The organism is Polaribacter aestuariivivens, from assembly GCF_005885675.1.
In the GTDB taxonomy this organism is placed as follows: domain Bacteria; phylum Bacteroidota; class Bacteroidia; order Flavobacteriales; family Flavobacteriaceae; genus Polaribacter; species Polaribacter aestuariivivens.
Genome location: NZ_VANR01000001.1, coordinates 416299 through 428688, shown reverse-complemented (window position 1 = coordinate 428688; position 12390 = coordinate 416299). Strand labels below are relative to the sequence as shown.

Here is a 12390-nt window from a genome sequence, read left to right as displayed (position 1 = left end):
ACCCCTTTATATTAAAACAAAAGGATTCATTTTTTTACTCGTTCCACCAAACTTTTACATCTAAACTATTTCCGTTTGTTGCAGTTTCTGCAACTTTATAATTTTCTGCATTTAATGCAGCTGCATCTGCAGGATATGGCATTCTTACAGGAATTAAACCGTTATTTAAACTTGCAGCAACATTTTTTAAAGCTGGAAATCCTGTTCTTCTGAATTCAATCCAACTTTCGTAACCATTAATTGTATTTGCAATCCATTTTTGAGTGATAATTTGCTCTAATGGTGTTTTTCCTACTGCGTTTAAATTAGCATTTCCAGCTAAATATATTGCTGGTAAATTTGTATTCCAATATTCAAAAGCCAATGTAACTGCATTGTTGTATAAAGTTTCTACGTTTGTGGAAATCAAACCTTTTTGAGCAGCTTCTGCCAATAAAAAACTAGTTTCCCAAGCAGTCATAAAATTTGCGTCTAAAGTAGAAGTATCTTCTCTAAAAATTGTACCCACTAAAGAATAGTCATTTGGAGATGGAGTAGTGGTAGAGGCATTAATTCCGTTGATTAAACCGTTATATTCGTTGGAATTAGAATTTTTAAAAGGTTGATAAAAAGTAGTTACTCTGTTATCATCTAAATCAGCAAAAATTTCTTCAGCAGTTTCTGACATTACAAAATTTGTAAAATCTCCATCTCTTAACTGCGCAAATCTAAAATTATTTGGAGCTGTGTTTGTAAAATCAAAAGTGGCATTTTCACTATTATTTTTAATGTAATTTCCAGCTGTAAAAATGGTTTGTAACTGATTTGAAACATCAACTTTACCAGAAATGCGCATTAAATATTTAATTTTTAAAGAATTTGCAAAACGTACCCAAGCATTTAAATCGCCATTAAATAATATATCTCCTTCTAGAGGAATTGCAGCTTTATATGCTTTTATTGCAGCAATTCCTTTATCTAAATTATCTAAAATTCCTTTTTCTTTTTGATAAATGTCTTCCTGTAAATCGTATTTTGGAGTTACAGTTCCATCTACACCATTAAATGCTTCAAAGTAAGGAACATCACCAAAAATATCTGTTAATGCTGCAGCCATATATGCTTTTAAAATTAAAGATGGTCCTTCATAAACAGCGAAAGCAGGTGTTTCACGAGATTTTTTGAGTATAATTTCATTGTCACGTAAATTGGTGAAAAATATTGGCCAAGGATTTCCACCTAATTGTGGACTTTTTAAATCGTGTCTGTCAAATAAATTGAAATCTAAAAGAGCATAATGTTGTGATAACAAGTTACCTGCAGCAAAACCTTCGTAACTCATTTGCTCACCATAATCATAAATAACTTGTCTTAAAAGTAGACTTGGTTGCACGGAAACTGGCGAGTTTTGATTTGTATTTATTTCTTCAAAATCTTTAGTGCAACTTGCAAATGTAATTGCTAAAATTGCGATGATATATATAAATTTTTTCATAATAACTTTCTTAAAAATTAAACCCTACTTTAAATCCTAAACTTCTACTAGTAGCATAACTCATATCTTCTACACCACTTACAAAACCATTTCCTTGAACTGCTAATTGTTCTGGGTCAAAATGAGGGTTTTCTGTAATTACAAACAAATTATTACCAATGATAGAAAAGTTTAAAGTAGATGAATCTTCTAACCCTAAAAAGCCTTCTTTTAAGTTTAGTTGATATCCAATTGAAAATTGACGTAACTTTAAAAAAGAAGCGTCATAAACATTGTTTTCTTCGTGATTTCTATCGTAAAACTGCCTGTAATAACTTTCTGCGCCAACTGCAACTGTGTTAGGTTGTCCTGTATTCACATTAACTCCTTGAGCTACAATTCCAGCATCTGGTCTAAAAGCAGTTTCTGCTAATTGGCCACCAACGTTTCCTAAAGCACGTGTTCTTGATACAATTTCTCCACCTTGTCTCCAATCGAATAAGAAACTTGCATTCCAATTTTTATAGCTGAAGCTGTTACTCCATCCTAAAGTAAAATCAGGATTGTAATTTCCAATTTTCTTCAATGTGTTATCAGCAATAAAAGTACCATCATCATTTATTAAAAAATCGCCATTTTCGTTTTTTTGATAACCGGTTCCATACATGTCTCCAACTCTGCCACCTTCTTCAACTTGAAAAAATACAGTTTGGTTGGCACTATCGTAAATTCTACTATAAGCTAATGTTAAACGACCATCTTCTTGAGGTAAATCTTTAATTACAGCTCTATTTGTGGCAAAATTAAAAGTAGTATTCCATCTAAAATTTTCATTTTTAATTGGAGTTCCTCCTAAAATAACTTCAACACCTTGCGTATTTACACGTCCACCATTTACAACTTGTTGATTGTACCCTGATGAGACTGCAATTGGCAAAGAAATAATTTGATCTTTTGTTGTAGAATTATAATATGTAAAATCTACATTTAAACGATCTTTAAAAAACCTTACATCAGCTCCAATTTCATATGAGGTAGTAATTTCTGGCTTTAAATTTGCATTTGGTATAAAATCTTGATTGCTAAAAGTAGGTTGCCCATTAAATGCAGTTTGTGATACAAAAGCTCCAGAAGTTTGATATGGATTTGTATCATTACCAACCTGAGCAACACTTGCTCTTAACTTCGCAAAAGAAATACTTTTAGGTAATTCTGTTGCGTTTGATAAAATAAAACTTGTAGAAACTGATGGGTAAAAGAAAGAAACACCATCCACAGAAAAAGGAGTTGCCAAAGCACTTGACCAATCATTTCTCCCAGTGATATCTAAATATAAATAATCTTTATACCCAAACTTTGCAATTCCGTATAAAGAGTTAATTCTTTTTTTAGAATTAAATTGAAAAAACTCAACAGGTGAAGCTGCATTGTTTAAACTAAAAATACCTGGTTGCGCTAAATTAGTAGTTTGCGCTTGTTTTGTAGATGCTGTTTGATCTAATCTGTTTCCTCCAAAAGAAGCATCAAAAGAAAAATCTCCAAAATTATCTGTATAATTTAGTAAGAAATCTGTGTTTATTTCTCTGTAAAAAACATCGTGTTCTGCATACGCTCCATTTGCGAAACGGTTTGAACTAAAATTACGATTAAACTGTCTTTTTTCAGAAGAATAATCCATTCCAGATCGAAAAGAAACGCTTAATTTCTCAGTGAATTTATGATTTACAGCAATGTTTCCAAAAACACGATCTCTATTAAAAGAGTTGGTATTTTCATTCAAAATAAAAAAAGGATTGTCAAAATACCTATAATTGAAATTGTATTGTTGAACGCCTTCTAAACCTGGTTGCCAATAATCTCTTAAACTATCTATGTTTAAAGATCTTGGTCCCCAAGCTACTAAAGAATAATTTACATTTTCACTTCCATAACCATTTGAAGGTCTGTTATCACTACTTGAATTTACATAATTTATAGTAGAGGTAACTCGTGTTTTTTCTGTTGGATTAAAATTCGTTTTTAAAGCCAAAGTTTTGCGCTCTAAATTTACTCCAGGAATAATAGATTCGCTATCTAAATCTGTAAAAGACAATCTGTAAGAACCTCTTTCAAAACTATCATTTATAGAAATATTATTAATTGTGGTTACACCAGTTTGATAAAAATCTTTCAAATTATCTGGATTTGATTTGAATAAAGTTGGTGTAATTGTATTTCCACTGTATAAAGAAGTATCTCCACCACGAACTATAGTTCCATCTGCTAAAATTACTGGAGAATCGAATTGAGGAATTAAATTTCCAGCATCTAACCTTGGTCCCCAAGAATAAGAAATCACATCATTAACTCCACCTCCAAGTCCATTAACGTAGGCAAAATTACCACCATTTCCTTGTCCATATTCATTTTGAAATTCTGGCAAACGAAAAGCAGTGTCCAAGGTTAAAGATGAGTTAATACTAATTCCTAAACCTTTCTTTTTGCTACCATCTTTTGTGTTTATTACAATAACTCCGTTAGAAGCCCTTGTTCCGTACAAAGCAGCAGCACTAGGTCCTTTTAAAACGGTTACAGATTCAATATCATCTGGATTAACTTCCATAGCTCCGTTTCCAAAATCAATTTCTTGAAAACCTGTTGCAGATTCATCAGTAAAGTTAAAAACCGTGTTGTTATTTATTGGAGTTCCATCTACAATAAAAAGTGGATTATTGTTTGAGAAAGAAGCTTCACCACGAATGGTTATTTTTGAAGAAGAACCAACACCAGTTGCACCTTGTGAAATAGTAACACCTGCTAATTTTCCTGATAAGTTATCTAAAAAATTGGCTGTTTTAACTTCTGTTAATTCTTTTGCTTTTAATTCTTGAACTACGTAACCTAGTTCTTTGGTTTTTCTATTTAAACCTAATGCTGTTACTACAATTTCGTTTAAATTAGTTTCTTCCTCAACCAAAGAAATATTAATGTTCATTCGGTTTCCAACTGTAATTTTTTGAGTTTTATAACCTAAATATGTAAAGGTTAAAATATCTGAAGTTGAGTTTACAATTATGGAATAATTTCCATTTTCATCTGTAGTGGTTCCATTTCCTTGTTGGTTGGTAACGCTTACTACTGGTAATTTTTCACCAGAATTTTTATCAGTAACAGTACCTGTTACTTTAGTTTGTGCAAATGTTATGCTAACACATAGCATAAAAATCCACATAAAAATATGTTTCATTTAGGTTTGATTTTTTGTGTAAAATAAATTTTGAAATTTTAGTATTGAGTTTTATCAATACAATGGCTATTTACGCAAAAACAATAGGTGAACCTTTATTGAAGTTTGGAGCATGAAATACTTTTTTTATGTTGAAAAAAGTAGCAAAAACAAATAATTTTTGAAGTTTTATATATCTTTTTAAAAGATGTAAAATTGAAATTGAAAGCTTTTTGAAGCTATCAATTATCAATTGAATATCTTCTGACTTGTCAAGATCATTTAAGATTTCTAAAAAAGTAATTTCTAAATTTTTAGATTTTGAAATGGTGGAAATACACTTCTGTAAACGACTAGTTTGCCAAGGTAATTTTAAAAAGGTTTTTTTATTAAAATGAGCTTTTTTAATTCCCATTAAATAAAAACCTCCATCTTTTGAAGGACCTAAAACCAAATCGTTAGAAACCAAACTCTTTTCAGTTTCTAGTAAATGGCGAACCTTTAAGTGAGGTGTATCATTACCAATAGTAATTACATTATCAAAGCCCTTATTAAAAAGAGTTTCTATAGCATTTGAAAAACGTTCACCAAAATTATTACCAACTTGTTCTTTTTCAGAAAAAAGAAAGTATTTAATTTTAGATTTTTCAACTATTTTTAAAGTTTGCCTATTTAATGCAGAAAAAATTTCGGTAGAAAGAAACGATTTTCTTTCCACTTCTTTTTCAGCAGAGTTTGCAAAAATTAAAATAGCAGTTTTGTTTTCCAACGAATAGTATTTTTTTATGCTACAACACCTTGACAGCTACTTCCTGCACCAGCAGTACAGCCATAGCAATGTTGGTTGATAATAATATTTCTGTCTTGTAATAATTCTTCGTTATAATCTTTGATGTGTTTTACTTTGCTAGCTACTTTTAAATTTAGCATCTGATTAAAATCACAGTCAAACAACCAACCATCCCAACTTACGGATAACGTGTTTGTACACATTACATTTTCTACAGCTGCAGGATTGTATGCATCTAACAAAGAGTGCATATAATCTTCATAATTATCTGAAGCAATTAAATAATCTAAAAAACGACTAATTGGTAAATTGGTAATCGCGAAGAGACTATGAAAGTCGATATCAAAATCTTCTTTCAAAGCTTTTTTGAAATCATTTTCTAATGCTTGTTGATCGCCAGGTAAAAATGCTCCAGAAGGATTATAAACCAAGTCTAATTTTAAGTCAGACCCTGGAATTCCATAACCAACCGCATTTAATTCTTGCAATGCTTTTATAGATAAATCAAAAACACCTTTTCCACGTTGTTTGTCGGTTTTTCCACGAGTCCAATGTGGCATAGACGAAACTACGTGTACATTGTGTTTTTTGAAGAATTCTGGTAAATCGTAATATTTTTTATTGGCTCTAATAATGGTTAAATTAGAACGCACAATAAAATCTTTAATTCCTGCTTTACTTGCTTCTTCTACAAACCATCTAAAATTTGGATTCATTTCAGGAGCACCACCAGTTAAATCTAACGTGTGTGCTTCCGTTTTTTTAATCACTTCCAAACACTGATTCATAGTTTCTACAGTCATGATTTCTTTTCTATCAGGACCAGCATCTACATGACAATGTTCACATACTTGGTTACACATGTAACCTAAATTTATTTGAAGAATTTCTAATTTTTTAGGGCGTAATGGAAATTGACCTGTTTCTTTAATTTTTGCTGCAAATGTTGGTAATTCTCCTGTTTCAAAAATTCCGCTTGAAAGAATTTCCATTTGACGAGAGGTATTTGCGATATCGTTATTTCTTGCTTTTAATGATTTTGTAGCCATATATGCTAAACTTGTTTCAGTATCTTTTTAAGGATGGTTTATAGTATTTACGAAGAAATTTGTCTGTTGGTTTTTTTGAAATTAGAGATTCCGCTAAAAAGAGTTTTAAACGATTCACTTATTTTTTACTTTTCGTAAAAAAAAAGTTTCTCTACTTACATTTCTAACTTATTCACCTTATTCATCATTTGAACTCCATGTACCAAAGTTGCGCCACTTTTAATGGCAGCACCAACGTGAATTGCTTCCATCATTTCTTCTTTGGTAACACCTCGTTGCAAAGTGTCTTTTGTGTAAGCATCTATACAGTAAGGACATTGTTCTGTGTGGGCAACAGCTAAAGCTATTAATGATTTTTCACGAGCAGTTAAAGCACCTTCTTCAAATACTTTTCCATAATAATCAAAAAACTTGTTTCCAAGTTCTTCACTCCATTCTGTTATTTTCCCAAATTTTCTTAAATCGGCTGAATCGTAATATGTTTTAGACATCAATTGTTTTTATTGTGATTGAAAAGCGAAAGATAATAAAATTATTTCCCGTTCAAACTCCAATCATATTTTAAATAACTTGTTTTTGCGCTGTTTTTTATTTCTGTATCAGAATACTTGTTTAAATAATCTATTACAGAACCATTCTTGGTAAAATCTTCTTTAAACCAATCAAATATAGATGAAATTTGAATCCTTTTTGTTGAAATTTTGTTTCTTGAAGAATCATTTACAAACTCTTTCATTAATTTTTCTAAAGTTGTATCTATATTTTCTTCTGTAAATGCTATGTTTCCTAATTTCGGACAAGAACCAGAAGCACAATTTACACCAACATGAATTCTAGGGTCAAATAATTTTTTACGTAAAATTTCATGTTCAATATGATCTAAAGTATATGTTTTTCCACCAACTTTAGCAAAAGGTATTTTCCATGCGGTTTTTCCGTTTTTTTTAATATCCATAATACTTTTTAATGGATAATTGTCTAATATTATTTTAATGGTATATGCATTATAAGCATTAATCCAAAAAGCTTTCTGCTTATTTTCTGACCAAGAATCGTTTGGAGAAGTTTTTTCTAAATAAGAAATGTAACTATCTAATTTAGCTTCGTCTTTTTTAAAGGCTTTATAATCTACAATTCCATTTTCAGTAACATGTTTTTGCAGTAAATCGTTGTATGTTGATGTTTGTGCAGATACATTATAAAATGTAAAAACGACAATAAGTGCTAAAAGTAAATTTTTCATTTTTGTGCTTGTTTATTTTTTAGACGCATTTTTTTTATTTAATTACAGTTTTAACTTTAAAATTATTAAATATTATTGGTGAAATTTTCTTTTTATATTTAAAATATAGATATAATGAGAAGTTGAAAATCGCTTCTCATAAAAATGATTATTTTTGCTGCTAATTAAATGAATAAAAATACAAAAAAATGAAAGCATATATATTTCCAGGTCAAGGAGCACAATATACTGGAATGGGATTAGATTTGTACGAAAAATCTTCTTTGGCGCAAGAATATTTTGAAAAAGCGAATGATATTTTAGGTTTTTCTATTACAGATATAATGTTCGAAGGAACAGCAGAGCAATTAAAAGAAACAAAGGTTACACAACCTGCAATTTTTTTACATTCAGTAATTTTAGCAAAAGTTTTAGGAGATTCTTTTCAGCCAGAAATGGTTGCTGGACATTCTTTAGGTGAATTATCTGCTTTAGTTGCTAATAGTGTTTTATCATTTGAAGATGGTTTAAAATTGGTGTCTAAACGTGCTTTGGCGATGCAAAAAGCTTGTGAAATAGCTCCGTCAACAATGGCTGCAGTATTAGGGTTGGATGATAAAGTAGTAGAGGAAACGTGTGCAGAAATTGATGGAATTGTAGTTGCTGCAAATTACAATTGTCCTGGGCAATTGGTTATTTCAGGAGAAATTGAAGCAGTTGAAAAAGCTTGTGCAGTTTTAACTGAAAAAGGAGCAAAGAGAGCAATTTTATTACCTGTTGGAGGTGCATTTCATTCACCAATGATGGAACCTGCAAGAGAAGAATTGGCAGCTGCAATTGAAGCGACTGAATTTAACGAACCAACTTGCCCTGTTTATCAAAATGTAACAGCAAGTGCAGTTACTAGCGCAGACGAAATAAAGAAAAATTTAATGATTCAGTTAACAGCACCTGTAAGATGGACGCAGTCTATCCAAGCAATGGTTGCTGATGGAGGAACAGAATTTATAGAAGTTGGACCAGGAAAAGTTTTACAAGGTTTAATGCGAAAAATTGATAGAAACGTTACTGCAAGTGGTGCTTCTTTTGAGTAAATTTTTTATAAATTATAATTATAAAACCCAAGCAATTTGCTTGGGTTTTTTGTTTTATAATATTGTAAATTAAAATTTTAGGGTGTTTTTCCTTGACTTTTTTCTAAAAAAAGCATCTAGTTTCGCTTGAACAAAAACATACACCATGAAAACAAAATTACTTTTTTTATTTCTCGCTTTCTTTTTAGTTGTTAAAACCAATGCGCAAACTACAGTCACAGATGATGCTTTTGAAACATATTTAGAAACCCATGATGCTGCAGGTTTAGTAGTTCCAGTTGGTGATCCTAATAGTTTAGGCGATGGAACAGATGGAAATGATTTGGTAACAACTACTAAAATTAATGTAGTAACTAAATTGTATTTGTCTTTTTTAAATATTGAAGATTTAACTGGTTTGGAAGATTTTACAGCTTTAGAAGATTTTCAATTTTTAGGAAATAATGTTAACGTTGCTTCCGTAAATTTACCAACTTTAACTAATTTGAAAAAAATCTACTTAGGAAATTTTCCTAATTTGAGTTCAATAGATGTTTCTAACTTAAATAATTTAGAAGACGCTACTTTTCAAAGTCTTAGTGCATTAGTTTCTGCAGATTTAAGTTCAAATACGAAATTAGTAAAACTAAATATTAGTGGTTCTGTAGGTTTATCAACCTTAAATATTACTGGTTTAACTACACTTGAAGAAGTTTTACTTACAAATTCTACAATGATTTCATCATTAGACTTTAGTACGTTAAGCTCTTTGAAAAAGTTGAATTTACAACAATTTACCAGTTTAACCACTTTAAATGTTTCTGGATTAAGTTCTTTAGAAGAAATTTTAACATCTTCACTCTCTGCAATGGTATCTTTAGATTTATCTACTTTAACAGGATTAAAAACTGTAGTTCTTTCCAATAATAATTCTTTAACCACTTTAAACTTAAAAACAGGAACAACTGCAACTATAGATTTTGTTCAGCTTTTAGGAAATCCAATGTTAACTTGCGTTGAGGTAGATGCTGGAATTCCAATTAATGGTCTTGCTAATTGGCACCAAAATAATGGAGCTATTTTTAATGAAGATTGTTCAAATCCACAAACATATGTGCCAGATGATAATTTTGAAGCTTTTTTAGAAGCTAATAGCATGGGAAATGGTATTGCGAATGATGATAAAGTAACAACTTCTAATATCAATTCAGTTGTAACGTTAGATATTTCAAATCAATCAATATCTGATTTAACAGGAATTGCCGATTTTGACTCATTAACTGAGTTAAATGCGAATGGTAATACAATTACAACTGTAGATGTAGCTAAAAATACAATTTTAGAAAAATTGTATTTGAATAGTAATTCGTTAATTAATATTGATATTTCAAAAAATACTGTTTTAAAAGAATTATGGATCAATCAAAATAATATTAAAAATTTAGATGTTTCTAAAAACTTAAGTTTAGAATGGTTAGATTGTAGTAATAATAGTATTGAATTTTTAGATTTAAATTCAAATACATCTTTACAGAAATTTACTTTAAATAATAATGACTTACGTGGTTTAAATATCCAAAATGGATACACTGTAAGTTCATTTGATGTTAGAAATAACGCTAATTTAACTTGTATCCAAGTTGCAGATGTTAGTTTTTGGAATGGAAATTATGGATCTCAAATAGACACTCAAACTTCATTTAGTTTAAATTGTAGCTATCCAGAAACAAATATTCCAGATGCAGTTTTCGAAAATTATTTAGAAACCCATGACAGAAATGGAAGTGTAGTTGCTTTAGGAGATGTAAATAGTATGGGAAATGGTGTTGCAAACGATCAAAAAGTTTTTACTCACAAAATTAATACTGTAACAACTTTAGATGTATCTAGTTTAGGTTTAGCTGATATAACAGGTTTAGAAGATTTTAGAGATTTAGAAATTTTTGGTGGTTTGTTTACAAGCATGATTACCAATATTGATTTTTCTTCCAATTTAAAATTAAAAAGAATTTCATTGGGTTTCAATGCTGCTTTAAGTGCTGTAACATTTGGTAATTTACCAAATTTAGAGTACATACAATTAGGTTATGATTTAATCACAAACGTAGATTTAAGTGGTTTGCCTAATTTAGAAGAATTTAAAAACCTCTCTGGATCACTTACAGCTATAGATGTTTCTAGTAATATTAATCTTGAAGTATTAACAGTGCCCAACAATCAAATAAATAATTTGGTGATATCTAATAATGTTAATTTAAAAAATTTAACATTAACAGGCAATCAATTAACGAGTGTAGATATTTCAAATCAACCCAATTTAGAAATTTTGGATGTAGCTTCAAACCAATTAACTAGTTTGGATATCTCAAATAATTCTAAATTAAAATCTTTAAGTTTAAAAGATAATTTGATAACAACATTAGGAACTTCTACAGCTGTAGATTTAGAGTATTTGATAGGTTCTAATAACAAGTTGAAAAATTTAGACCTTTCTCAAAATAGTAAGTTAATCAGTTTGTTAGTTGATAATAATGAATTAGAGAGTTTAAATTTAAATAACGGCAACAATTCTGCATTACTAGGTTCTTTTCCAAATGTTTCTAATATTGCTTTCGACATTAGAAATAATGTAAATTTAAATTGTGTTGAAGTTAGTGATTTAGCGTATGCTAATACAAACTGGACAAATAAAGATGCACAAACCTCATTTAGTTTAGATTGTTCTGCGACTTGGTCTGTAATGACAGCGCCTGCAACCACCTCAGCTTTGTTAGCAATTGTACCTGCAATTGATACTAGTGGAGATGGTACAATAAGTATTGCAGAAGCTGCTGCATATACAGGAACATTAGATTTAAGTGGAACTGGTATTACAGATGTTGAGGGTTTACAGGCATTTACAGGAATTACAACCTTGAATATTTCTGGAAACGGAATCACAGATTTAAGTCCTTTAACAGGTTCTACTTTTAGTGTGATTTCAAAAAGAACTGGAAAAATCAAAACGATACATAAAACTGTAGCAATGTCTTTAGAGGTTATTGTTTTAAGTAATAATAATTTTGAAGTATTAGACTTAAATTCTTTTACAAGTTTAACAAGTTTAGATATTAGCAACAATTCGAATTTAAAAACGGTAAGTTTTCAGAACGGTAATAACGCAAATATTACATCTTTTAACGCAGTAAATACCCCAAACTTATCGTGTATTTTGGTAGATGATGTAAACGCAGCCTATTTATCTACATGGACTAAAGATTCAAAAAGCGAGTTTGTTGCAAACGAAGCTGAATGTAGAGCCAAAATTCTTTCTACAGAACAATTAGATGTTTCAAAAAATACTTTTGTATTTCCGAATCCAATAAAAAACAAATTAAGTATAAGCTTAAATAATAGTTTGGTATTACAAAAAGTTGAAGTGTATTCTGTTCAGGGTAAAAAAATAAAAGTTGCTAAAAATGATTTGATAGATTTTACAAATTTTGCTTCAGGTATTTATTTGGTAAAGATTTTTACAGATAATGGAATAACAATAAAAAGAGTTGTTAAAGAGTAATTTGATTTAATTAAAACAAAACCCCAATTTCATATGTTGAAA

At 29.9% G+C, this 12390-nt stretch carries 8 protein-coding genes; 2 read left to right on the top strand and 6 right to left on the bottom strand.

Annotation, left to right across the window (positions count from 1 at the left end; genetic code table 11):
• Positions 1-34: 34 nt before the first annotated feature.
• The 6 genes from FDT66_RS01830 to FDT66_RS01805 all read right to left on the bottom strand — a co-directional run bounded on the left by FDT66_RS01830 (position 35) and on the right by FDT66_RS01805 (position 7740).
• Positions 35-1474 (bottom strand): SusD/RagB family nutrient-binding outer membrane lipoprotein, encoded by a 1440-nt coding sequence (locus tag FDT66_RS01830; protein ID WP_138534441.1) that lies wholly within the window; start codon positions 1472-1474, stop codon positions 35-37.
• A gap of 10 nt (positions 1475-1484) precedes the next feature.
• Positions 1485-4679 carry a SusC/RagA family TonB-linked outer membrane protein gene (locus FDT66_RS01825; protein WP_138534440.1) on the bottom strand — a complete coding sequence of 1065 codons (3195 nt, stop codon included), beginning with the start codon at positions 4677-4679 and terminating at the stop codon, positions 1485-1487.
• Between the two features lie 70 nt (positions 4680-4749).
• A complete protein-coding gene (locus FDT66_RS01820) occupies positions 4750-5427 on the bottom strand; it encodes a TIGR04282 family arsenosugar biosynthesis glycosyltransferase (protein ID WP_171032294.1) in 678 nt (225 codons plus the stop codon).
• A gap of 14 nt (positions 5428-5441) precedes the next feature.
• Complete coding sequence (gene arsS, locus FDT66_RS01815) at positions 5442-6497, bottom strand: arsenosugar biosynthesis radical SAM (seleno)protein ArsS (RefSeq protein ID WP_138534438.1); 1056 nt, start codon at positions 6495-6497, stop codon at positions 5442-5444.
• Positions 6498-6652: 155 nt separating this feature from the next.
• Entirely contained in the window at positions 6653-6988 is a 336-nt protein-coding gene (locus FDT66_RS01810; protein ID WP_138534437.1) for an arsenosugar biosynthesis-associated peroxidase-like protein, read from the bottom strand.
• 41 nt (positions 6989-7029) lie between these two features.
• On the bottom strand, positions 7030-7740 hold the full coding sequence (locus tag FDT66_RS01805; RefSeq protein WP_138534436.1) for a DUF547 domain-containing protein: 711 nt from the start codon (positions 7738-7740) through the stop codon (positions 7030-7032).
• 188 nt (positions 7741-7928) lie between these two features.
• Between FDT66_RS01805 and fabD the strand changes: the two genes are divergently transcribed.
• Both fabD and FDT66_RS01795 read left to right on the top strand, forming a co-directional pair.
• Positions 7929-8813 (top strand): ACP S-malonyltransferase, encoded by an 885-nt coding sequence (gene fabD / locus FDT66_RS01800; RefSeq protein ID WP_138534435.1) that lies wholly within the window; start codon positions 7929-7931, stop codon positions 8811-8813.
• A gap of 145 nt (positions 8814-8958) precedes the next feature.
• Complete coding sequence (locus tag FDT66_RS01795) at positions 8959-12348, top strand: T9SS type A sorting domain-containing protein (RefSeq protein WP_138534434.1); 3390 nt, start codon at positions 8959-8961, stop codon at positions 12346-12348.
• Positions 12349-12390 lie beyond the last annotated feature (42 nt).